This is a genomic window from Providencia sp. PROV252, from assembly GCF_033676005.1.
Classification (GTDB): Bacteria; Pseudomonadota; Gammaproteobacteria; order Enterobacterales; family Enterobacteriaceae; genus Providencia; species Providencia vermicola.
The window spans coordinates 722,908-747,083 of the sequence record NZ_CP096294.1; the positions used below are offsets into that span (position 1 = coordinate 722,908).

At 39.9% G+C, this 24,176-nt stretch carries 22 protein-coding genes and 1 other annotated feature; of the genes, 13 read left to right on the forward strand and 9 right to left on the reverse strand.

The window, feature by feature from the left end; all coding sequences use genetic code 11:
• The first annotated feature begins 576 nt into the window (after window positions 1-576).
• Window positions 577-894, forward strand: a complete 318-nt coding sequence (trpR, locus tag M1F05_RS03110) for a trp operon repressor (RefSeq protein ID WP_206084506.1) — start codon at window positions 577-579, stop codon at window positions 892-894.
• A 268-nt stretch (window positions 895-1,162) separates the two neighbouring features.
• Here trpR and yjjX read toward each other — a convergent pair whose 3' ends face one another.
• Window positions 1,163-1,699 (reverse strand): inosine/xanthosine triphosphatase, encoded by a 537-nt coding sequence (gene yjjX / locus M1F05_RS03115; protein WP_047756997.1) that lies wholly within the window; start codon window positions 1,697-1,699, stop codon window positions 1,163-1,165.
• Between the two features lie 52 nt (window positions 1,700-1,751).
• Here yjjX and gpmB point away from each other — a divergent pair, with 52 nt between their 5' ends.
• Window positions 1,752-2,399: a 2,3-diphosphoglycerate-dependent phosphoglycerate mutase GpmB gene (gpmB, locus tag M1F05_RS03120; RefSeq protein ID WP_206084507.1), complete on the forward strand. Its 648-nt coding sequence runs from the start codon at window positions 1,752-1,754 to the stop codon at window positions 2,397-2,399.
• Between the two features lie 40 nt (window positions 2,400-2,439).
• Here the strand turns inward: gpmB and robA are convergent, their stop codons facing one another.
• Window positions 2,440-3,354, reverse strand: a complete 915-nt coding sequence (gene robA, locus M1F05_RS03125; RefSeq protein ID WP_206084508.1) for an MDR efflux pump AcrAB transcriptional activator RobA — start codon at window positions 3,352-3,354, stop codon at window positions 2,440-2,442.
• Window positions 3,355-3,533: 179 nt separating this feature from the next.
• Here robA and creA point away from each other — a divergent pair, with 179 nt between their 5' ends.
• Complete coding sequence (gene creA / locus M1F05_RS03130) at window positions 3,534-4,010, forward strand: protein CreA (RefSeq protein ID WP_206084509.1); 477 nt, start codon at window positions 3,534-3,536, stop codon at window positions 4,008-4,010.
• 71 nt (window positions 4,011-4,081) lie between these two features.
• Here creA and arcA read toward each other — a convergent pair whose 3' ends face one another.
• Entirely contained in the window at window positions 4,082-4,798 is a 717-nt protein-coding gene (gene arcA / locus M1F05_RS03135; RefSeq protein ID WP_206084510.1) for a two-component system response regulator ArcA, read from the reverse strand.
• 1,056 nt (window positions 4,799-5,854) lie between these two features.
• Between arcA and thrL the strand changes: the two genes are divergently transcribed.
• The 4 genes from thrL to thrC all read left to right on the forward strand — a co-directional run bounded on the left by thrL (window position 5,855) and on the right by thrC (window position 10,699).
• Window positions 5,855-5,923, forward strand: a complete 69-nt coding sequence (gene thrL, locus M1F05_RS22730; RefSeq protein WP_071548816.1) for a thr operon leader peptide — start codon at window positions 5,855-5,857, stop codon at window positions 5,921-5,923.
• Window positions 5,862-5,983, forward strand: a sequence feature (Thr leader region). It overlaps the preceding gene by 62 nt.
• Window positions 5,984-6,007: 24 nt before the next feature.
• A complete protein-coding gene (gene thrA / locus M1F05_RS03140; protein WP_206084787.1) occupies window positions 6,008-8,467 on the forward strand; it encodes a bifunctional aspartate kinase/homoserine dehydrogenase I in 2,460 nt (819 codons plus the stop codon).
• A 3-nt stretch (window positions 8,468-8,470) separates the two neighbouring features.
• A complete protein-coding gene (thrB, locus tag M1F05_RS03145; RefSeq protein ID WP_206084512.1) occupies window positions 8,471-9,400 on the forward strand; it encodes a homoserine kinase in 930 nt (309 codons plus the stop codon).
• Window positions 9,401-9,403: 3 nt separating this feature from the next.
• Window positions 9,404-10,699, forward strand: a complete 1,296-nt coding sequence (gene thrC, locus M1F05_RS03150; RefSeq protein WP_206084513.1) for a threonine synthase — start codon at window positions 9,404-9,406, stop codon at window positions 10,697-10,699.
• A gap of 150 nt (window positions 10,700-10,849) precedes the next feature.
• Here the strand turns inward: thrC and M1F05_RS03155 are convergent, their stop codons facing one another.
• The 4 genes from M1F05_RS03155 to M1F05_RS03170 form a co-directional block, all read right to left on the reverse strand.
• The gene (locus tag M1F05_RS03155; RefSeq protein WP_206084514.1) at window positions 10,850-11,068 is read right to left on the reverse strand and encodes a hypothetical protein; all 219 of its coding nucleotides are present in this window, start codon (window positions 11,066-11,068) and stop codon (window positions 10,850-10,852) included.
• Window positions 11,069-11,265: 197 nt separating this feature from the next.
• Window positions 11,266-11,733, reverse strand: coding sequence for a hypothetical protein (locus M1F05_RS03160; RefSeq protein WP_206084515.1), 468 nt, complete (start codon window positions 11,731-11,733; stop codon window positions 11,266-11,268).
• A gap of 110 nt (window positions 11,734-11,843) precedes the next feature.
• Window positions 11,844-13,232: a Cu(+)/Ag(+) sensor histidine kinase gene (locus M1F05_RS03165; protein WP_206084516.1), complete on the reverse strand. Its 1,389-nt coding sequence runs from the start codon at window positions 13,230-13,232 to the stop codon at window positions 11,844-11,846.
• Window positions 13,225-13,908 carry a heavy metal response regulator transcription factor gene (locus M1F05_RS03170; protein WP_206084517.1) on the reverse strand — a complete coding sequence of 228 codons (684 nt, stop codon included), beginning with the start codon at window positions 13,906-13,908 and terminating at the stop codon, window positions 13,225-13,227. Before M1F05_RS03170 ends, M1F05_RS03165 begins: the two co-directional genes overlap by 8 nt.
• Window positions 13,909-14,061: 153 nt before the next feature.
• Here M1F05_RS03170 and M1F05_RS03175 point away from each other — a divergent pair, with 153 nt between their 5' ends.
• Genes M1F05_RS03175 through M1F05_RS03195 form a run of 5 tightly spaced genes read left to right on the forward strand, consistent with a single transcriptional unit; the run spans window position 14,062 to window position 20,695 of the window.
• Window positions 14,062-15,450: an efflux transporter outer membrane subunit gene (locus M1F05_RS03175; protein ID WP_206084518.1), complete on the forward strand. Its 1,389-nt coding sequence runs from the start codon at window positions 14,062-14,064 to the stop codon at window positions 15,448-15,450.
• 8 nt (window positions 15,451-15,458) lie between these two features.
• Window positions 15,459-15,800 carry a copper-binding protein gene (locus tag M1F05_RS03180; protein ID WP_241016854.1) on the forward strand — a complete coding sequence of 114 codons (342 nt, stop codon included), beginning with the start codon at window positions 15,459-15,461 and terminating at the stop codon, window positions 15,798-15,800.
• Window positions 15,801-15,817: 17 nt separating this feature from the next.
• Window positions 15,818-17,086, forward strand: a complete 1,269-nt coding sequence (locus tag M1F05_RS03185) for an efflux RND transporter periplasmic adaptor subunit (protein ID WP_206084519.1) — start codon at window positions 15,818-15,820, stop codon at window positions 17,084-17,086.
• Window positions 17,087-17,089: 3 nt separating this feature from the next.
• Complete coding sequence (locus M1F05_RS03190) at window positions 17,090-20,227, forward strand: efflux RND transporter permease subunit (RefSeq protein ID WP_206084520.1); 3,138 nt, start codon at window positions 17,090-17,092, stop codon at window positions 20,225-20,227.
• 45 nt (window positions 20,228-20,272) lie between these two features.
• On the forward strand, window positions 20,273-20,695 hold the full coding sequence (locus M1F05_RS03195; protein ID WP_206084521.1) for a DUF411 domain-containing protein: 423 nt from the start codon (window positions 20,273-20,275) through the stop codon (window positions 20,693-20,695).
• Window positions 20,696-20,747: 52 nt separating this feature from the next.
• Here M1F05_RS03195 and M1F05_RS03200 read toward each other — a convergent pair whose 3' ends face one another.
• Entirely contained in the window at window positions 20,748-21,737 is a 990-nt protein-coding gene (locus M1F05_RS03200) for an aldo/keto reductase (RefSeq protein WP_206084522.1), read from the reverse strand.
• A gap of 191 nt (window positions 21,738-21,928) precedes the next feature.
• A complete protein-coding gene (gene yaaA, locus M1F05_RS03205; protein WP_206084523.1) occupies window positions 21,929-22,705 on the reverse strand; it encodes a peroxide stress protein YaaA in 777 nt (258 codons plus the stop codon).
• Between the two features lie 473 nt (window positions 22,706-23,178).
• Here yaaA and tal point away from each other — a divergent pair, with 473 nt between their 5' ends.
• Complete coding sequence (gene tal, locus M1F05_RS03210) at window positions 23,179-24,132, forward strand: transaldolase (RefSeq protein ID WP_206084789.1); 954 nt, start codon at window positions 23,179-23,181, stop codon at window positions 24,130-24,132.
• Window positions 24,133-24,176: the final 44 nt, after the last annotated feature.

A 24,176-nucleotide genomic window follows, 5' to 3' on the forward strand; every position in this document is an offset into this window, starting at 1 on the left:
TCATGTGTTAGCCTGGTCACATACTTTTGTATGCTCCTAGGGCCTAACACATTTTGCCGCCTACCTACAATCCGAACTATTTTGAGTATTAAGACTTGTTATATTTCGAATGATAGGGGGTTGGCTTCATGTGTTAGCCTAGCCACATACTTTTGTATGCTCCTAGGGCCTAACACATTTTGCCGCCTACCTACAATCCGAACTATTTTGAGTATTAAGACTTGTCATATTTCGAATGATAGGGGGTTGGCTTCATGTGTTAGCCCTAGTCACATACTTTTGTATGCTCCTAGGGTCTAACGCATTTTGCCGCCTACCTACAATCCGAACTATTTTGAGTATTAAGACTTGTCATATTTCGAATGATAGGGGGTTGGCTTCATGTGTTAGCCGAGTCACATACTTTTGTATGCTCCCCGAGCTATCCTCGCTGGTCGCCTAGTCACAACTCAAATTATTTAGCGTATTAATGCAGTAACTAAATGAAATTCGCTTTTTTTTTGTTTGGTTGGTTGATGATTTCTAATCAGAGTGTGTTATCATTTGTACTAGTTAAATAGTATGGATGGATAAACGATGACAGCAAATCAACACAATGATCCGGCGCTAACGGCCGATGAGAACGCTGACTGGCTGCGCTTTGTGAATTTACTTCAATTGGCATTTGAACAAGATATTCAATTGCCAGTTCTGCAATTATTACTCACCCCTGATGAACGAACGGCGTTAGCAACCCGAGTAAAAATCGTGCAAGAATTGATGCGCGGTGAAATGAGCCAACGAGAATTGAAAAATGAGCTCGGTGTTGGGATCGCAACAATTACACGTGGGTCAAATAGCTTAAAATCAGCGCCTATTCCTGTGAAGGAATGGTTAGAGCAGCAACTCCTCTGATATTCGTTATACTTCGCACGATGACGTTGTTGACTGCTCTCGGCTACTTGGGTCACATACTTATGTATGCTCCCCAAGCTATCCTCGCTGGTCGCCTAGTCACCGCACGAATTATTTAGAATATCCATATTCGTTATGCTTCAAATTAGAATATCCTATTTGTCATGCTTCGAATGAATACACATAAAAAAAGTATGGTTTCCCATACTTTAGTGTGTATAAAAGTGGTGCTTTTGCCTACATGCAATTTTAATTATTTTGAGTATAATTAGTCTTCGACTTGGTTTAGCTCTTTATAAATTTCATGCTTAATGGGAACCAAAGCCAGTATCAAGGCTTGTTGGTAAACACTGGTGCGGGTTAATACACCGTCAGTGAAAAAACCGATGGCACCACCTTGTTGTTTGATATTATCGATACCCGTCAAAAAGGCCATTTCATCGCCAAGTTCACGACCTTCGCGAATACCTGCCAGAATTTTTTCTGGGATCATAATACTTGCAGAGCGAGACTCACCGCGAATTTGTTTGTGTTCAATGACAATCCAAGCGAAAGTCATGTCATCATCAATACCCGCTTCAATACCGACCCAAAAGTCGGCTTCAGGGCGAACTTGTCTTGAAGCCATCACGCGTTGTCTAGCACCTGTACGGGTTTCATTATTACCGATAGGTTGCTGTGGAACACTGCTATCGACATTAATATCTTCAATTTGATAACTGCCAGGCCCAAATACAGCATCGAAAGCTAGATTGATCGCTTTAATTTTGGCAGGGTTAGTCGTTGCAGCTATAACTTGGTACATTCATTATTTTCCTTTGAACACATACTTCGAAAAGTAATAACGGAACACATCTATGTTACAGGTTTATCTTGTTCGCCATGGCGAAACTGAATGGAATTTGGCTCGTCGCATCCAGGGACAATCTGATAGCCCTCTGACAGCCACAGGACGATTGCAAGCAAAGCAGGTGGCTGAAAGGATAAAATCAGAAGGCATTACCCATATTATCACTAGTGATATGGGGCGCACACTAGAAACTGCACAAATCATTGCAAGTGTATGCGGATGTGAAATTATCACAGAACCGCGTCTACGTGAACTAAATATGGGCGTGTTAGAGCAAAGAGCGATTGAATCATTGACGGCAGAAGAAGAACAATGGCGCAAAAGTTTGATTGATGGCACTCGTGGTGGACGTATCCCGAATGGTGAATCCATGGAGGAACTCTACACTCGTATGTTTGCCGCGTTGAATAGCTGCTTAGATTTACCCGAAGGTAGTCGTCCATTATTAGTGAGTCACGGTATTGCATTGAGTTCATTAATTAGCCGTATCATGGGGGTTCCTGCATACTCAGAGCGTCGTTTACGTTTACGTAATTGCTCGTTATCTCGCGTGGATTACCAAAACAGCCCTTGGTTAGCGAGTGGTTGGATTGTTGAAACGGCAGGGGAAGTTACTCATCTTACGCAACCCGCGTTGGATGAACAGCAGGGATAGTGATAGAAAAAAGGCGTTTCAACGGTGAAACGCCTTTTGTTTAAGCTGCTGCAGCAACATCCGTTTTGATAGGGACATAATAGTCAAACGTATCGATGTGCGTTTTGGGGTCATCACTGTCAGGTTTTATGTTATGTAGCTCTATGTTTTTTAATCGATAGTGTTCGATATCATAACCTGGTCGACGGGTTAAATTAAGTTTTGGTAAATAAACACCGTAGATTTGATACAGAAACTCTTGTAGTGCATCACGAGTTGGCACACCACTAAATGAAAATTTGACGTAATTTCCACTCGGTAGGGTGATATTCGAGTATTGATCCGTATTGAAACTCGCATCTTCTGGTTTTACAGCCGTGGTATAAAACACCGTCTGCTCATCCTCTTTTTCGGGATTATGGATCGCATGATGCAAGCCAAAAACCTCAGAGGCAATAGTTGTAGTGTTATCCAAATAGTAGTGCCAGAACGATTGGCGCATTTTCGAACACGCAGTTGACCATTCTTCGAGAGCATATGAACAGCTTTGTTCTAAGCCAACCAGTGACAGCTCAGGCATTTGCATAAACTCATGATCAATATTGACGTGGTTATCTAAAATAATTGGCGGGCAAATACCCGCGGCGCACCATTCTTCACTGCGGCGATAAAAAGCGGGCGTTAGGTTAAACTGCTTTTTAAAGGCGCGCGTAAATGTTTGTTGCGAGTCAAAGCGATATTGCAGAGCAATATCTAAAATTGGTCGGCTGGTTAAACGTAGTGCTACAGCCGCACGAGAAAGCCTTCTGGCTCGAATATAAGCGCCAATCGCTTGGTCAGTGACCTCTTTAAACATACGTTGCAAGTGCCACTTAGAGTAGCCTGCTTTTGCGGCGACATTATCCAGCGAAAGCGGTTTATCGAGGTTATCATCTATCCAGCGAAGCAAGTCGCGAATAATATTAGTTTGATCCATGTATATCCCCAGCCAATGCGACTTATCGAACAGATATAATCTATCAATGAATTGCTATTCTATATCAAGTTATCTTTTTCGTTTATAGTAAATGAGTTGTATTTGAGAATTAGTTAGAAAAGTGAATAATTAACTCTGTAACGGTGTTTTATTGGTTTAAATTGAATAGGAAACCCAGTATGCGTTTTTCCACATTAAAAAAGGTTGTATTTGCGTCATTATTAGCGGTGGCGTCTGGTTCAGCGCTCGCTGAAGAAGTTGGTTCAGTGGATACTGTGTTTAAAATTTTTGGGCCAGACCATAAAATTGTTGTTGAAGCCTTTGATGACCCTGATGTTGAAAATGTCACATGCTATTTGAGCCGTTCAAAAACGGGTGGGATCAAGGGCGGGTTGGGGTTAGCGGAAGATACTTCAGATGCAGCAATTTCCTGCCAACAAGTTGGCCCTATTGAGCTGAGCGACCGTGTAAAACGCAAGCCAACAAAAGGTCAGGTTGTTTTCCAGAAAAGAACGTCGTTAGTTTTCAAGAAGCTGCAAGTGGTGCGTTTTTATGATCCAAAACGGAATGCACTAATTTATTTAACTTACTCAGATAAAATGATCGACGGTTCCCCGAAAAATGCCTTAAGTGCTGTGCCGATTATGCCTTGGTGATGCTGAGCGAGTGATAAACACAAAAAAGCACCTTTTCAGGTGCTTTTTTACATCGAAAAATAGAGAGCTAATTATTCGTCTAAATCACCACAGAAACGATAGCCTTCACCGTGAATAGTCGCGATGATTTCTGGCGTGTCTGGTGTCGATTCAAAGTGTTTACGGATACGACGGATAGTTACGTCAACCGTTCTGTCGTGTGGTTTTAATTCACGACCAGTCATTTTCTTCAGTAAATCAGCACGGGTTTGAATTTTGCCCGGATTCTCACAGAAATGCAGCATCGCACGGAACTCACTACGTGGTAATTTGTAGTGTTCACCTGCTGGGCTGACTAATGAACGGCTGTTAATGTCCAATTCCCAACCATTGAATTTATAACTTTCAACAAGACGGCGTTCTTCAGTGCCACCTGCTAAATTCATGGTACGAGATAATAAATTACGCGCACGAATGGTCAGTTCACGTGGGTTAAATGGTTTGGTGATATAATCATCAGCGCCAATTTCGAGGCCAAGGATTTTATCGACTTCGTTATCACGGCCTGTTAGGAACATTAAAGCGATGCTTTCTTGCTCACGCAACTCACGTGCCAATAATAAACCGTTTTTACCTGGTAAGTTAATATCCATGATGACTAAATTGATGTCATGCTCAGAGAGGATATTGTTCATCTCTTCGCCATCAGTTGCCTCATGGACCACATAGCCTTCCGCTTCAAAGATACTTTTCAGCGTATTGCGTGTGACAATCTCATCTTCAACAATCAAAATGTGTGGGGTCTGCATAGTTGCTACCTAAGTATTAAAATAAAAATACTGAACTCACAAGCCGTTTCCAGTTAGGTGGTTATTAATATTGTTCTCTGGGAAAACACGTTTATGAGTATAAATTTGTTTTGAAATTCAACAGTGACTTTATGTTGCCGTTTCTAGCAATTGACTCTAAAAGTGAATCAAAATATAAGCACTCTCCCAATATTGGGCTGTTAACAGCAATATAACAGCTAATACTGCATTTACCACCTAAAAAACTAACTTTTGTTGATACATATCAAAATCAATTGTAGCACGTTAACAAAAATTGTTAGGTAGATAATTATATAAATTAACTTGTGGTTTAGATATCAGATAGGAGCTTAAAATTGCAGGAGCTAATGAGAGGGATTCCTGTTTGGGATTGATATTAAAGCAATAAGTTTTTAGCTGGCTAAATATACCATGACTATTAATGCTCAATTTGTGACCTAGTTCGAATTCTAGAGGGTTATTTGTATTGCCAGAAAACCTCTTTGGAGAATCAGTGATAGCGGGAAGATAAAATAAAAACATCTATCTTGGGGTTTTGTGGTGTTTAGTTTGGAAAGTTCTCTATTTTATTTTAATTAATTGGTTTTTTTTACAATTAAGAAACATATTACTCAGTGTTGTTGTTGGGTAGATACCAATAAAATCATAATGCTAAGTAAAAAAACTTAGTTTTGGATAGGTGATTTTACTTGAGAAGAAAAAATCAAAATAACAATGAATTTTTTGTTTTTAGAGATGTACATCGCTCACAGTAAAGCCAGAATACTTGTTATTTTTGGTTATTTAATGACCTGGTTTGAATTAAAATTTTCAAAAAGATATTAAACTTAAAATTTAATATTTTATGGTGTTAAAAACTGCATTTTTTATATTCACTCTGTTTTTATTCAAGGTTTAGCTCTTTTTGTAGATAGTTTTTAATCAAAAAAAAGCAATTTTAGCCATATGTTTTTACAAATAAATTTGACAATTTATAGCAATTGCTTTAACCGTATAGGGAGAAACCTAATGAATCAAATGAGACAGACAGAATTTATGCGTAATATCAGCCTGACTATTATTATTACCACCACCACCGTAACCACAGGAAACGGGGCGGGCTGACGCATCCAAAAAATAAAAATGAAAAAGCCCGCATCCCTACCAGATGCGGGCTTTTTTTTGGTGTTAATTCAGGAGAGAAATACCATGCGTGTGCTTAAATTTGGCGGTACTTCGGTTGCGAATGATGAACGAGTACTGAATGTTGCTGACATTGCTGAAAGTAAATTAGCAGATGGGCAAGTGGCTCTGGTGTTGTCAGCACCAGCAAAAATCACAAACCATCTCGTTGCAATGATTGATAAAACGGTTGCAGGTCAGGATGTCATCACGCATGTGAATGATGCCGAAATGATTTTTGCTAGCTTGTTAAAAGGATTGAAAGAAAAACAGCCTGGTTTTGAATATGACAGGTTGAAAAAACTCACTGAACAAGAATTCGCGCAAATTAAACAAGTACTGCATGGTATTACTCTTCTAGGCCAATGTCCTGATAGCATTAACGCATCAATTATTTGTCGTGGTGAAAAACTGTCAATTGCCATTATGGAGTCCGTTTTAAAAGCTCGTGGTCATAACGTCACGGTAATCAATCCTGTCGAAAGTTTATTAGCCAAGGGGCACTACCTCGAGTCTACAGTTGATATTAATGAGTCAACAAAGCGTATAGCTGATCTAAATATTCCCAAAGACCACTTTGTGTTAATGGCTGGATTCACCGCAGGTAATGAAAAAGGGGAGTTAGTCGTTTTAGGGCGTAACGGTTCTGACTACTCAGCAGCCGTATTAGCTGCCTGTCTACGCGCAGATTGTTGTGAAATCTGGACTGATGTTGATGGTGTTTATACCTGTGACCCACGTCTTGTACCTGACGCCCGTTTATTGAAAGGGATGTCGTATCAAGAAGCCATGGAGCTTTCTTATTTCGGTGCTAAAGTTCTTCATCCTCGAACAATTGCCCCAATTGCCCAGTTCCAAATCCCTTGCCTAATCAAAAACACCACTAACTTAAGCGCTCCAGGCACCCTAATTGGTGACGGTCAAACAGATGATAGCACACCAGTAAAAGGCATTACTAACCTGAACAATATGGCGATGATCAACGTTTCAGGGCCTGGAATGAAAGGGATGGTAGGGATGGCTGCACGTATTTTCTCAGTGATGTCTCGTAAGGGGATCTCTGTCGTGCTAATCACTCAATCGTCGTCTGAATACAGTATTAGCTTCTGTGTTCCTCAAGGAGAATTGCAGCGTGCACGTACAGCTCTTGAAGAAGAGTTCTATCTAGAACTTAAAGATGGCGTATTAGACCCGCTGGATGTGATGGAGCAACTGGCTATCATCTCCGTTGTTGGTGATGGTATGCGCACATTAAAAGGCATCTCTGCGCGTTTCTTCTCGGCATTGACCCGCGGTAATATCAACATAGTGGCAATCGCCCAAGGTTCGTCTGAGCGCTCTATTTCTGCTGTGATTGCAAATGAGTCAGCGACAACAGCGGTTCGCCTCTGTCACCAAATGCTGTTTAATGCAGAACAAGTGATTGAAGCATTCATCGTTGGTGTCGGCGGTGTGGGTAATGCATTGATTGAACAAATTCATCGCCAACAGCAATGGTTGAAGCAAAAACACATCGACCTGCGTGTGTGCGGTATTGCTAATTCGCGCGCAATGTTGACCAATATGCAGGGCATTGATCTGGATAATTGGAAAGCAGAATTAGCACAAGCAAAAGAACCGTTTAGTTTAAGTCGTTTGATCCGTTTAGAACGTGAATATCATTTCTTAAACCCAGTGATCATCGATTGCACCTCTAACCAAGAAATTGCTGAACAATATGTGAACTTCTTAAAAGATGGTTTTAACGTGGTGACACCGAACAAGAAAGCAAACACGTTATCCATGGATTATTACCATCAATTACGTACCGCAAGTGAAACGTCAAAGCGTAAGTTTTTATATGATACAAATGTGGGAGCGGGTCTGCCTGTTATCGAAAACCTGCAAAATTTATTGAATGCAGGTGATGAACTGGTGCACTTTAGCGGTATCTTATCAGGTTCATTATCCTTTATTTTCGGTAAGTTAGATGAAGGGATGTCATTATCTGAAGCAACAACCTTGGCGAAAGAAAAAGGCTTTACTGAGCCAGATCCTCGTGATGATTTATCAGGGATGGATGTTGCGCGTAAATTATTAATTTTAGCCCGTGAAGCAGGTTATAAATTAGAGTTACAAGATATTGAAATTGAAGCCGTTCTCCCAGCTGATTTTGACAGCTCAGGCCCAGTTCCTGAGTTTATGGCACGTTTACCGCAACTCGATGCTCAATTTGCTGAACGCATAAAAGCCGCTGAAGCAGAACAAAAAGTGTTACGCTATGTTGGATTGATAGAAGAAGGGCGCTGCCAAGTTAAGATTGTTGCAGTGGATGGTAATGACCCGCTCTTTAAAGTCAAAAATGGCGAAAACGCATTGGCTTTCTATACACGCTATTACCAACCAATTCCTTTAGTATTAAGAGGTTATGGTGCGGGTAATGATGTTACAGCAGCGGGTGTATTTGCAGATATGTTACGTACTCTGTCATGGAAATTGGGAGTTTAATAAGTGATTAAAGTTTATGCACCCGCTTCAATTGGTAATGTTAGTGTCGGGTTTGATGTCCTTGGGGCGGCGGTTTCACCCGCTGACGGCTCATTATTAGGCGATTGTGTGACTGTCGAAGCGGCAGAGACGTTTTCGTTAACCAATAAAGGCAAATTTGTTTCTAAGCTACCAAAGAAAAACGAGCACAATATCGTTTACCAATGTTGGCAGCTGTTTTGTGAGCGTTTGGGGAAAACCTTGAATGTGGCAATGACGCTGGAGAAAAACATGCCAATTGGCTCTGGCTTAGGTTCGAGCGCATGTTCTGTTGTTGCTGCACTGATGGCGCTGAATGAATTTGCGCAAAAGCCGTTCGATGACACTCAGCTGCTTGGCATGATGGGAGAATTGGAAGGGCGTATTTCAGGTAGCGTGCATTACGATAACGTCGCACCGTGTTTCCTTGGCGGATTACAGCTGATTATTGAGCAAAATGGTATTATTTCACAACCTGTACCAGCATTTGAAAATTGGTATTGGGTAATGGCGTATCCAGGAATTAAAGTCTCGACAGCTGAAGCGCGTGCTATCTTACCAAACAGCTATCCGCGTCATGATATCGTTAATCATGGGCGTTATCTCTCGGGCTTTATTCACGCTTGTCATACTCACCAGCCATTATTGGCGGCGACGATGATCCAAGATGTTGTCGCAGAGCCATACCGTACACAATTGCTGCCTGGCTTTGCTGAGGCTCGTCAAAATGCTAAAGAAATTGGCGCATTAGCTTGTGGGATCTCTGGCTCAGGGCCAACATTATTTGCTATTTGTGATGACAAACTTATCGCCGAAAAAATGGCCACGTATTTGCAACAACATTATATTCAGAATGATGAAGGCTTTGTGCATATCTGCCGTTTGGATCTCGCCGGGGCAAGGACAATAGGGTAAACAATGAAACTGTATAATTTAAAAGATAACAACGAACAAGTCAGCTTTGCGCAAGCCGTCAAGCAAGGTTTAGGCAAGCAACAAGGCCTATTTTTTCCACAAGATTTGCCAGAATTTAGCACAGCAGAAATCGACGAATTATTAAAATTAGATTTCGTTACGCGCAGTAGTAAAATTCTGAGCGCATTTATTGGTGATGAGATTCCAGAAGCAGAGCTTGCGGCGCGTGTTAAAACGGCATTTACTTTCCCTGCACCTGTTTCTAAAGTGGAAGATGACGTGGCAACTCTAGAGCTATACCACGGGCCAACATTGGCATTTAAGGACTTTGGTGGACGCTTTATGGCACAAGCTCTGGGGCAAGTTGCAGGTGAGCAACCTGTGACTATTTTAACCGCAACGTCTGGTGATACAGGTGCGGCAGTGGCACATGCTTTCTATCGTTTAAATAACGTCCAAGTCGTGATCCTCTACCCAGAAGGCAAAATTAGCCCGCTACAAGAAAAACTGTTCTGTACGCTGGGTGAAAATATTCACACGGTGGCAATTAAAGACGATTTCGATGCATGCCAAGCATTAGTTAAACAATCGTTTGATGATGAAGAGTTGAAAAAAGCGTTATTTTTAAACTCCGCGAACTCGATCAATATCAGCCGCTTATTAGCGCAGATCTGTTATTACTTTGAAGCGGTTGCACAGATCCCAGCAGAAAAACGCGATCAACTGGTGATCTCGGTTCCTAGCGGCAACTTTGGCGATCTCACGGCAGGTTTATTGGCGAAATCCATGGGCTTACCTGTTAAACGCTTTATTGCGGCAACCAATGTGAATGACACTGTTCCACGTTATTTAGTCGAAGGTGAGTGGAAACCGCATCAAACTGTCGCAACATTGTCTAATGCGATGGATGTGAGCCAGCCAAATAACTGGCCACGTATTGAAGAACTCTTCCGCCGCAAAGGTTGGTCTTTGAAAGAACTTGGATTTGGTGCAGTTGATGATGAAGTGACAAAAGATACTGTTCGCGAATTGGATAAAAAAGGCTATTTATCTGAACCTCATGCGGCGGTTGCTTACCGTGTGTTACGTGATCAACTCCAAGCGGGTGAATATGGTCTATTTTTAGGTACGGCACATCCTGCTAAGTTTAAGGAAAGTGTTGAAGAAATCCTTAATAAGGAAATACCTTTACCGAAAGAATTAGCTGAGCGTGCAGATTTGCCATTGTTATCGCATTTCTTACCCTCTGATTTTGCGCAGCTACGTCACTTTTTGATGAAACTTGCACCTAAATCATAATTAGAAATCATTCGTAAAAATAATACAAAGTGGGATAAACAAAGAGAATATCCCACTTTATTTGTAAGTATTGCCAAAACATAACTATCATTTGTTTATATAACTATTGCTCAGGTGAATAAATTAAGCGCAATGTTATATCTTAATAACTTAAGAATGTTTATGGCCTTTATTTTTGTTAACCCAGACATCGCCCTCATCCCCTTTTTTTTCTTCTACCCAAACATCACCATCATCTCCATTTGTTGCTTGAGTCTGATTTGAATGTAGATAAATAATAGGTGGAGTTAGAATCGGTGGAAAAATTGGTAAGGCAGAAGATACTAGAGGGAATAATATTAATGAGAATAGAGTGGATTTTATATACATATAATTTCCTTTTTTAAAAGTTAAAATTGAACTGCATAAAAAAGACTAGTTTATTTATGGTCAGGTTAAAAGCAAATCTAGAATAGATAACGTAATAAAATTTAATTTAGTCAATTAAATAATAAAAATTAATTTTAATAATTTGATATATTAAGAATAAGCCATACTTGTATATTAATATGGCTTTTAATTATACTCTAATTCATTCTATTGGAATGAAACTGTATTTCTTTTTGAATTGATTCAGATGAACTGTTTTTGTTGAAGTTTAGCATGGCAATGGCTTTTTCATGCTCATTCATATCACTAAATAGTTTTGCTACTGAGGTTTCACTTTTGGTCGATTTTTTTGATTTTTCTTGATGTTTTTCAATCATATTCAAGATAGATGCTGAGGTATTATTGTGGGTAAAACTTAAAGCAATAGCGGCTTGTTCATGACTATCCAGTTGCGAAAATGGTTCGGTAGAACGAGTGTTTTTATTTGTGGATATACCAGCTTGGTTTAAATGACGATTAATCGCTTTTAGATTGGAATAAGCCGTATTGTTCTCGGTGAAACTTAGTGCTGTAGCCGCATTTTCATGTATTTCAGCATTAGTTTGGGATAATGCAACCTGAGTTGTTGATACCAGAAGCGTTAAGGCAAAGACAAACTTGTTCATAATAAATCCTTATTAAATTAAATTGCTTTTCTTGTTACTATAATAAGGTTTTATTTCTGTCTTCATGCTGACGCTTAAATGACAAAAATGCCATTTAAGCGTTATTGGGATTAAAAATTTTTTGGCAAAATTAAAGTGAAACGTGTTGAATAATCATCTGAAGAGACTGTTATATATCCTTTGTGCGCTAAAATAATTGATTTAACAATTGCTAGGCCAATTCCGCTTCCTTCATTTTTTCGTTGTCTTGACTTATCAACTCGATAAAAACGGTCAAAAAGTTTTGGTAAGTGTTCTTCTGGTATTTTAACTCCAGGGTTACTTATAATAAGCTCAATACCATTTTTTATATTGGATATATTAATACTAACAGAGTCACCCTTGGGCGTATAACGAATAGCATTTGAAATTAAATTTGTGATAGCTCTTCTAAGCATATCTTTGTCAGCCATAATTGGTTCTGCATCTCCAATAAGCTTCAGTTTTATTTCATTGTCTTCAGCAAGATATTCAAAATAATCAAAAATTAACTCAATCTCAGCTTTAATATGAATAAGTTTTTTTTCAGGGATAAGCATATTATCATCTGCTTGAGCAAGAAAAAGCATATCGGATATCATTCTGGAAAGTCGGTTATATTCTTCTAGGTTTGAATAAAGGACTTCGACAAGCTCCTCTTTTGTCCGATTTTTATTTAGCGAAATTTGAGTTTCTGTCATTAAGTTTGTAATCGGTGTTCGCATCTCGTGAGCGATATCGGCAGAAAAATTAGTCTGCCGAACAAAAACATCCTCAATTTTCACTATCATTTGGTTAAATGATTCAGTGAGCTGCTTTAATTCTTTTGGTACGGATGTGGGGTCTAACCGAATGCTCAAATTTTCCGACGTGACATTTTTAATTTTGTCACTGACTTCTTTAAGGGGCTTAAGCCCTTTAATGACGAGAAAATAGACAATAATAACTGTTAATAAACAGAGTAAAACAGCACTAATGATTAAGTTATTGATTAAGGAGCTCAGGTAATCATGATGAAAGTTAAGAGAAAGTGCGGTTACTAATCGATATTTTTTTGTGTCATTCGGCACGCGAACCTGAATATGACTTTCAGCAATACGGTAATTTTCAAGATATTGGTCGTGGTTATCTTTTTCAACATTATAGTTTTTTAATGCTTCAATAATTTCTTTATTCGTATTGGGGGAAACTAACGTATTACCCTGATTATCTGAAAGGTAAACAGCAATATCTTGGTGCTCATTTAAAATAGTTTGTATACGAGAAAATTGTTCATTTTGTGGATCTGAGTTTTCACTTAATAAGCTACTAATGGTTAAATTTATCTGGTTTAAGGTGTATTCGTCCTGTTGCTTAAAATGTAACACAACGGAGTTGATCATGATCCAACTAAATAATAATAAAGCCAGTGATAGTGTCGCACCGATCAAAATGACGAGTCGAGTTAAGATAGAGACAGGCGTATTAAATAATTTAATCATTTTCTGGGATCTCTAGTAAATATCCCATTCCTCTGATGGTATGGATCAATTTTTGCTCGTAATTGAGATCTATTTTTGATCTTAAACGCTTAATCGCCACATCAATGACATTGGTATCACTGTCAAAATTCATGTCCCACACTTTTGAGGCAATCAAAGAGCGAGATAAAACCTCACCTTGGTGTAAAACAAAAAATTCAAGTAGCGCGAATTCTTTACTGGTTAAATTAATTTTATCGTTGGCACGAGTAACGCGTCGTTTTATTAAATCGACATGAAGGTCTGCAATATGAAATTGAGTTTTTTGGATACTATTATTACCACGGCGCAGTAATGTACGAACGCGTGCTAGTAATTCAGAAAAATCGAAAGGTTTGATTAAATAATCATCGGCTCCCAATTCGAGCCCTTTTACTCGATGCTCAACATTACCTAATGCTGTTAGCATTAATATGGGGGCATTTTTTCCCATTGATCGCAAGTTTTTGGCAATTTCCCAACCATTAATATCGGGTAGCATTACATCAAGAATAATTAAATCATACGCTTCAGTTGTCGCCATATGCAGGCCTGTGATCCCATTCTCTATTGCATCAACCACAAAGCCAGATTCTGTTAATCCTTTGGATAAATATTCTCTGGTTTTATGTTCATCTTCCACAATCAGTAATTTCACAGTCACCTCAACGACAATATTTGTACGACTTCATTCTAAGCATTGAAATCCACAAATGTAAAATGACAAATTTGTCATTTTCATGTCATGAATCTAACAGATGGTTTTTTTTACGATAACGCTAATTTAAATCACTAGAGGCATGGCTATACCATGTATTTTCCCAAAATATTATTGATAGCGAATGCCCTAATTTTAAGTGGCTGTGTTTCATTAGCGCCTGAATACCAACGCCCAAATTTAAATATCCCGAACCAATTAAACAGCGGTGCACCCACCTCAAGTGAAAAATCAACATTTTCAGTACCAAGCTGGCAAGCATTTATTCAAGACTCGCAACTAAAAGCGGTTATTCAGCGTGCGCTTGAAAAAAATAGTGATCTTTATTTAGCGGTATTGGATGTCGAAGAAGCTCGAGCCCGTTTTGGGTTAGCCAGTGCAGAAAAATATCCGCAGATGAATGCTTCAATGGGGAGCGAGTATAGCCAAGGGTTACAGCAAGGCGCTGTATTCGATAAAAAATATAATGCAGGCGTAGATATTCGCTATGAATTGGATTTTTTTGGGCGAATAAGGAACTTAACTGAAGCCGATAGAGCCAAATTTATTGCCTCAGAAGAGATGCTCAGAGCGACTCAAATTTTAACCATTAAAACGGTCGCTGAGGCTTATCTAGATGTGGCGTATAACCAGCAACTCTTATTGATTGCACAAGAGACGAAAGCCAGTTACCTCAATAGCCAGTCGATTGTGGCACAAAAAGTGGCAGCGGGAAAAGCGACATTGGCTGATTTAGAACAAGCGAGAGGGCAAGTTCAGTCAATTGAGATCAATATCGAAAACATTCACCGCGAAATTGCCAGAAATGAAAACTTAGTGAATTTTTTAACGAATGACTATATTCAACAAGTCAAAATGCCAGAAGGTGGTTTTGAGCTTAATTACCCGTTGATTACAGCCCCCTCAGCCTTATCGTCTGACATTCTATTAAGCCGTCCAGATATTATAGCAGCAGAGCAAAATATTATTTCTGAAAATGCCAATATTGGCGTAGCAAGAGCCGCCTTTTTCCCGTCGATTTCCTTCAATACTGGTGTTGCTAACAGTAACGACTCGTTATCTGGCTTATTTGATTCTTCTAATGGTATTTGGAATTTTATTCCTAAAATCACCTTACCTATTTTTACTGGGGGAACAAATAGCCGAAATCTAGAGCTCGCAAATATTCGTAAAAATAAAGCCATAGTGAACTACGAAAAAAGTATTCAAGTAGCATTTCGTGAAGTGAAAGATGCGTTGGTTATTAAGTCGAGTTTGGAGAGGCAATTAAGTGAGCAGGTACTGTACGTCAATACATTGCAGAGTGTCTTAACACAGAAACAATCAAGTTACCGCCATGGGGGTGCTAGCTACCTTGATGTACTTGAAGCACAGAGAAGCTTATTTACTGAGCAGCAAAATTTACTGAAGTTAAAAATCGAACAGCAGAAGAATGAGGTGACTTTATTCTCTGCACTAGGTGGTGGGTTTATTAAATCATAAGGATAAGTATGAAAAAGTTAAACGGCATTATTTTTGCCCTTTCAATCGGCATGTTCACTGCGACAGGTTACGCAAATACAGCGGATCATAATCACTCAGTTTACCCCGAAAAAGTTGCAGAACCTGTTATCAATACGGAAGGGAAATTAATTTCTATTGATAAAGAAAATAAGAAATTAACGATTAACCACAAAGAGATTGAAAGTATTGGTTGGCCACCAATGACGATGCGCTTCACTTATGAAGATGAAAATATGATTAAAGGCTTACAAGACAATGACGAATTAAAATTTTCCTTTGAGCAAAAAGGCAATCTTTCAATATTGAAATCCGTCGAAAAAATAAACTAATTAGATAGAGAGATGTTATGTCATTAATTAACCTCACTAAATTGCTGTTGGTTATTATTGTATCGAGCGTTATTTCAATCTTGTTTTATCGCTATTTTTTTGTTGAAGAAAATAATAGTCAACAGATGGAAAAACAAGAACGAACGGTATTGTATTGGTATGACCCTATGTATCCAAATACCAAGTTTGATCAACCAGGTAAGTCGCCATTTATGGACATGGATCTTGTGCCTAAATATGCCGATGAAAACCAAGGATCAGCAAAGAGTAAAGGAGTCACCATTAACCCAACTCAAACCCAAAATTTAGGGTTAAAAACGGTTGAGGTAAAATGGGGGCAATTAAGCTATGACCTAACATTTCCTGCTGAAATTACGTTTAATGATCACCAATTTGCGATTGTACAAGCAAGGGAAAGCGGTTTTGTGGAAAAAGTTTATCCATTTACCGTTGGTGAACGAATTCAAAAAGGCGTTCCAATTGCAGATTTAACGATCCCAGCGTGGGTTGAGGCGCAAAGTGAATATTTAGCGTTAAAACAAATGGGTGCTAACCAATCTGATCTTAATAGCGTGATCGAGCGCTTACGATTAAATGGAATGCCTGAAGGATCGCTCTCCCAATTTATTAAAACGGGGAAAGTGCAAACACGCTTTACCATTCAAGCACCGATATCCGGTGTTATTACTGCATTAAATCTACGTTTAGGAATGAATATTTCTAAAGAAGTGACTATCGCCCAAATACAGGGAACTAATCCCCTGTGGGTGAATGCATCCGTCTCCCAATCAGCGGCGGAATTATTGACTAAACAAGCCCAGTTTTCTGTTTCTATTCCCGCTTATTCAACTCAGCAATTTATAGTGAAAAACTGGTTAGTATTACCAAGTGCGGATCAAGCAAGCCGTACCATCAATATCCGTGCAGAAATTGAAGATAACGCCAATGTATTAAAACCAGGAATGACCGCCTATTTAAACGTATTGGCGAAAGGCCAAGAAAGTTTATTAGTCCCCTCTCAAGCTATTGTAGATTCAGGGAAAGAACAACACGTTATTGTGGTGGGGGAGCAAGGGGAGTTTATCCCTAAGAACGTGCGTATTATGGCAGAGTCCCAGCAAACAACGGCTATTTCACAAGGGTTACAAGTTGGCGAAAAGGTTGTGACGCAAGGTATTTTCCTGATCGATTCAGAAGCAAATATTGCGGGTGCATTAGCCCGAATGGAGGCGCTTCCTGTGCAATCCACGTCATTAAATCATTCATCGCATAAATCTAAGGAGTAGGCTATGTTGGAATGGATTATAAGACGCTCGGTTGCGAATCGCTTTTTAGTTTTAATGGGGGTGGTATTTTTAGTCATAATAGGAATATGGAGTATCCGTAGTACGCCTGTTGATGCACTGCCTGACTTATCTGATGTGCAGGTGATCATCAAAACCACTTACCCAGGGCAAGCTCCCCAGCTGGTTGAAAATCAAGTTACTTACCCGATTACGACCACAATGTTATCCGTACCAGGGGCGAAAACAGTTCGCGGTTTTTCTGCCTTCGGTGACTCTTATGTGTATGTGATTTTTGAGGATAATACGGATTTATATTGGGCTCGTTCACGGGTTTTGGAATACTTAAACCAAGTTCAGGCAAAACTGCCAAAAGGTGCGGTCGCCTCAATTGGCCCAGATGCAACGGGTGTAGGTTGGGTGTTTGAATATGCCTTGGTTGATAAAAGCGGTAAACATAACTTAGCTGAATTACGATCGCTGCAAGATTGGTTTTTGAAATATGAATTAAAAGCGCTGCCAAATGTTTCTGAAGTTGCAACAGTTGGTGGTGTAGTGAAGTCTTATCAAATTATTGTTGACCCACTTAAATTAACGCAGTTTTCAGTGACGTTACCTGAAATAAAACAAGCAGTTGAAATGGCGAACCAAGAGGCTGGTGGATCTTCCATCGAAATTGCCGAAGCTGAGTTTATGGTTAGAGCCAATGGTTACCTGCAATCCATGGATGACTTTAATAAAATCTACCTAAAAATGGCGGAAAATAACGTCCCAATCTACCTGAAAGATGTGGCTCGCATTCAAGAAGGCCCTGAAATGCGCCGTGGTGTTGCTGAGCTTAACGGGGAAGGTGAAGTTGTCGGTGGGATCATTTTATTACGTTCAGGTGAAAATGCGCGAAATGTTATTCATGATGTAAAACAAAAGCTTGAAGATTTGAGCGCGAGTTTGCCAGACGGTATTGAAATCATCACAACCTATGATAGAAGCATTCTGATTGATAATGCGATTGATAACCTCAGCGATAAATTGTTAGAAGAGTTTATTGTTGTTGCTTTAGTTTGTGCAGTTTTCTTATGGCATTTCCGCTCTGCTTTAGTAGCGATTATTTCTTTACCTCTAGGGCTATTTATTGCGTTTATTGTTATGCGTTACCAAGGAATAAATGCAAACATTATGTCGCTTGGGGGAATTGCGATTGCGATTGGCGCAATGGTTGATGCGGCTATTGTGATGATTGAAAATGCCCATAAAAAATTAGAAAAATGGCAACATCAACATGAAGGGCAAATTCTTGATAATACACAGCGTTGGAAATTAATTACTGACTCAGCGGTTGAAGTCGGGCCTGCATTATTTATCAGCTTACTTATTATCACGTTGTCTTTTATTCCCATCTTTACGTTGGAAGGCCAAGAAGGGCGTTTATTTGGCCCTCTGGCATTTACCAAAACCTATGCGATGGCTGGGGCTGCTGCACTAGCATTAATCGTAATACCGATATTAATGGGGTATTGGATCCGCGGTAATATCCCAAATGAAAATAAAAACCCACTAAACCGTTGGCTAATTGCAATATATAGCCCAATTTTATTAAAAGTGTTGGCATGGCCGAAAACGACATTGCTGATTGGCATTCTGTCATTGTTTACTGTGATATGGCCATTAAAGCATTTAGGGGGTGAATTTCTCCCGTCAATTAATGAAGGTGATTTGCTGTATATGCCCTCGACACTACCGGGGGTATCTCCTGCTCAAGCGGCGTTTTTATTACAAAATACCGATAAGCTAATCAAAACTATTCCTGAAGTTGATACCGTTTTTGGCAAGGTGGGGAAAGCAGAAACTGCTACTGACTCGGCACCGATGGAAATGATCGAAACCACCATTCGTTTAAAGCCACAGTCTGACTGGCGTGAAGGGATGACATTGGAAAAAATTATCGATGAGTTAGATGAAACTGTGCGTTTGCCAGGAGTTGCTAATTTATGGGTTCCACCGATTCGTAATCGAATCGATATGCTTTCCACAGGGGTCAAAAGCCCGATAGGCATTAAAGTTTCAGGGAAAGACCTCGAAGAAATCGATGCATTTGCGCAACAGATTGAAAAAGTGACGAAAACAGTCCCAGGGGTCGTCTCTGTATTAGCCGAACGGCTGGTGGGCGGTCGGTATGTTGATGTCAAAATCGATAGGGAAAAAGCCGCTCGTTTTGGTATGAGTATCAGCGATGTACAGGTTTATATCTCTATGGCGACAGGGGGGGAGATGATAGGAGAAACCGTTGAAGGGATTGAGCGTTATCCCATTAGCCTAAGATACCCACAGGATTATCGAAACAGTGTTTCTGCATTGAAACTATTACCGATTTTAACACCCAATAAGCAACAAATCGTTCTCAGTGATGTGGCTGATGTGGTAGTGCAAATGGGGCCACCGATGCTAAAAACAGAAAATGCACGGCCAACCAGTTGGATTTATATCGATGCGCGGGATAGAGACATGGTCTCTGTTATTAATGATATCGATACAGCGATAAAAAATAATATTCAAATGAAACCGGGAGTCAGTTATTCCTTCACTGGGCAATTTGAATTACTTGAACGAGCCAATCAAAAATTAATGTTAATGGTACCCGCGACCATCATGATTATTTTTGTCTTACTCTATTTAGCCTTTAGACGCTTTAGCGAAGCTTTACTGATTTTATTAAGCCTACCTTTTGCTTTAGTGGGGGCGATTTGGTTTTTGTACTGGATGAACTTTAATTTATCCGTTGCAACAGGTACAGGCTTTATCGCACTTGCGGGGGTCGCTGCCGAATTTGGGGTAGTCATGTTGATTTATTTAAGGCATGCCATTGAGGATAGAGAAAAACAGCAAGGAATAAGCACATTATCCAATCAGGATTTAGATAGCGCATTATATGAAGGTGCTGTATTGCGAGTTCGCCCAAAAGCCATGACCGTTGCTGTTATTTTAGCGGGATTATTGCCAATTTTATTAGGAACAGGAGTTGGGTCAGAGGTGATGAGCCGAATTGCTGCCCCAATGATTGGCGGGATGATAACGGCACCATTATTATCGTTATTTATCATTCCAGCTGCATATAAATTAATTTGCCAAATACGCCATAAGAAATAGAAATTTTACAGGTATTAATCATTATTATTGATAAGGTAAATAGCAATGAAAAAGATAATTTTAGGTGGAATGTTTTTACTGTCATTTTCTGCATTTTCTCAAAACCAGAGCGTGCAACTGTATAAAGATGCCAATTGCGGTTGCTGCCAGTTATGGGGAGAAGGAGTAAAAAAAGCAGGGTATGACGTTGTGGTCAATGAAATCAGTTATGATGAATTGAACAAGCTGAATGATGAGCTGAATGTGCCATATAACTTACGCAGCTGCCATATCGCGAAATATAAAGGTAAAGTGATTGTTGGGCATGTGCCTGTGAGCAGTTTAGATGCGATTGATACGTTGCCTGCGGATGTGGTTGGAATTTCAGTACCAGGTATGCCAATTGGCAGCTTAGGGATGGAGCAGCCAGATGGAAGAACGCAGCCGTATTCAGTGGTTCAATTTAAAGCCAATGGCGAATACCGTTAGTTCAGAAAAATAGATTAAGTTGCAGGGGAACCTGCAACTTTTGTGACGGTGGTTAGCTTTCTAATATCAGCTCAATAGATTTTAGTTCTTCTTGGCTAAAATCGCGGTTTTTTAAGATCCCTATTGCGTCATCAATTTGGCTAATACGGCTTGCCCCAATCAAAACGGAAGTGATCCTATCATGGCGTAATAACCACGCTAATGCCATTTGGCTTAGCTTTTGATCGCGTTTTGCCGCAATTTCATTCAACTGTTTAACTTTTGCTAAGATAGCAGAAGTCAGTCGCTCAGGAGGCAATGACGGATTACCAGCAGCTCGTGAGTCGGCGGGGATACCATTTAAATAGCGATCCGTTAAGATCCCGCCAGCAAGTGGAGAATATGCGATTGAACCTACGCCTTCTTCTTCAAGAACATCAAACAAACCTTCTTCGGGCGTGCGTTCAAGCATGGAATATTTTGGTTGGTGGATAAGGCAGGGTGTTCCTAATTCAGTCAGAATACCAATGGCCTCTTTCGCTAAATCGGCGGGGTAGTTTGAAATCCCAACGTACAGTGCTTTTCCTTGGCGAACAATTAAGTCAAGAGCAGCCATGGTTTCTTCTAATGGCGTATCAGGGTCTGGGCGATGGTGGTAAAAAATATCCACATAATCAAGCCCCATACGCTTTAAACTTTGGTTGAGACTGGCAACCAAATATTTTTTGCTTCCCCAATCGCCATAGGGGCCATCCCACATGGTAAACCCCGCTTTTGATGAAATGATCATTTCATCGCGATAAGGTAGAAAATCTCGCTGTAAGATCTGGCCAAACCTCGTTTCGGCAGATCCTGGAGGAGGGCCATAGTTATTGGCAAGATCAAAATGCGTAATACCAAGGTCAAAAGCATGGCGCACCATGGCTTGGCAGTTATCAAACGATTTGTTATCGCCAAAATTATGCCATAACCCTAATGAAATCAGTGGTAAACGCAGTCCACTGCGGCCACATAAACGGTATTCCATTTCAGTATAGCGCTTTGATGATGCGACATAAGGCATACTTCACCTCCAAAATAGTGAGCAAAAATCATTCTGATATTGTCATAAACCCCAAATGTGAGCTGAGGAATCGATGCTAATTTAATTTAGTATGGTCTTTTTATCGCTAAATTGTGATGGTGTACGAAGAATTTTGGGATGCATTGAAAACAGAGGGTATTCACTGTGAGTGAATACCCTCTGTTAGAAGATTAAATTTGTTCTGGGCGAGTAAAAATGAGCTCATTACCTTTAGATTGGCTTTCATCAAATTGATAACCTTCTAAATTAAAGTCAGACAATTGATCGGTTTTTGTCAGTTTATTTTGAATAATAAATCGGCTCATTAAACCGCGTGCTTTCTTTGCATAAAAGCTGATGACTTTGTATTTGCCGTTTTTCTCATCAAGGAAAACAGGCTTAATAATCTTCCCATCTAATTTTTTGGTATTTACCGATTTAAAATATTCGTCAGATGCAAGGTTGACTAAGACTTGGTCTTTTTGCTGAGCAAGAGCCAGATTCAATTGTTTGGTAATGATATCGCCCCAGAATTCATAGAGGTTTTTACCACGGGTATTTTTTAGTGAAATTCCCATTTCAAGGCGATAAGGCTGCATTAAATCTAATGGGCGCAAGATACCATAAAGACCCGATAAAATACGTAAATGGGATTGGGCAAATTCAAAATCTGCAGGGGAAAATGTCTCTGCTTTCATTCCCGTATAAACATCACCTTTAAACGCTAAAATGGCTTGGCGTGCATTTTCAGGGGTAAAGTCTGCGTGCCATTCTGCAAAACGAGCGGCGTTGAGGCCTGCCAATTTATCACTGATTTTCATTAAACTGGCGATATCCACAGGGGTTAACTTACGGCATTCTTTGATGAGCTTTTGCGATTCTGCTAATAACTCAGGTTGCGTAAATTTTGCTGTCGCAAGCGGGCTTTCGTAGTCTAGTGTTTTTGCAGGTGAAATAGTAATAAGCATGACTTGACCCTTTATAAAAGAATAATAACGCTTACTTTAGCAAAAATTCATCCTAAATAGCTAATTGATGCAATAAGGCAAATCAATATTATTCTTTGCTATTGTTAGCTGACGAGATATTTCGCTAAAAGGATTCAGCTTGATATCAAGTTGCGAAACCGATTGCCAATCAAATAGTTGCTTTTGACTAGATTTCCTTGCTTGCAGCAATATGGATGCATGATATTATCTGTAGACGGTGCGGCGATAGCCACAATTCCTTTATAATACGCAAAGTAATTCAAGTTGCAGTCTGTTAGCCAATACATCTACAACTTGAAGCATGACGGGTTACCCTAAATACTTCAAGTTGTAGGTAGGCGGCAAGTAAACGAGTCTCTAGGAGCATACATTAGTATGTGACTAGAGCGAGAGAGCGTAGCCAACACCGCTACAACTTGAAATATAACGGGTATAACAACGAGATTAAAGAAATGACCGATAAACTGACCTCCTTACGTAGTCTGACAACTGTTGTTGCTGATACAGGCGACATCGAAGCAATGAAGCTTTACAAACCACAAGATGCGACCACCAACCCGTCGCTGATCTTAAATGCTGCACAAATTCCTGAGTACCGTAAATTAATTGATGAAGCGGTTGAATGGGCACGTAAGCAAAGCAGCAATCATGAGCAACAAATTATTGATGCTTGTGACAAACTGGCTGTGAATATCGGTCTGGAAATTCTGAAATTAGTTCCGGGTCGTATTTCTACCGAAGTTGATGCACGTCTTTCTTATGACGAAGAAGCCTGTATTGCTAAAGCACGTCATTTAATCAAAATGTACAACGATGCGGGTATCAGCAATGATCGCATCCTGATTAAATTAGCGTCTACTTGGCAGGGTATCCGTGCAGCGGAAAAACTGGAAAAAGAAGGCATCAACTGTAACCTGACTTTATTATTTTCTTTTGCTCAAGCACGCGCTTGTGCAGAAGCAGGTGTTTACCTGATCTCTCCATTCGTGGGCCGTATCCTTGACTGGTACAAAGCAAATACTGACAAAAAAGAGTTTGCACCACAAGAAGATCCAGGTGTGGTTTCTGTAACTGAAATCTATAACTACTACAAAGCACACGGCTATAAAACAGTTGTTATGGGTGCAAGTTTCCGTAATGTGGGCGAAATCATTGAATTAGCAGGTTGCGATCGCTTAACAATCTCCCCAGGCTTACTGAAAGAGTTGTCTGAGTCTGAAGGCACATTAGTACGTAAACTGACTGACGCGGGTAAAACGCAAGAGCCAGGTGCTAAACTGACTGAAGCTGAATTCTACTGGCAGCATAACCAAGATCCAATGGCGGTTGATAAACTGTCTGACGGTATCCGTAAGTTTGCTGTAGACCAAGAAAAACTGGAAAAAATGATTGCGGATTTACTGTAATTTTTCTAGCGTCGTCAAAACCCAGCCAATTGGTTGGGTTTTTT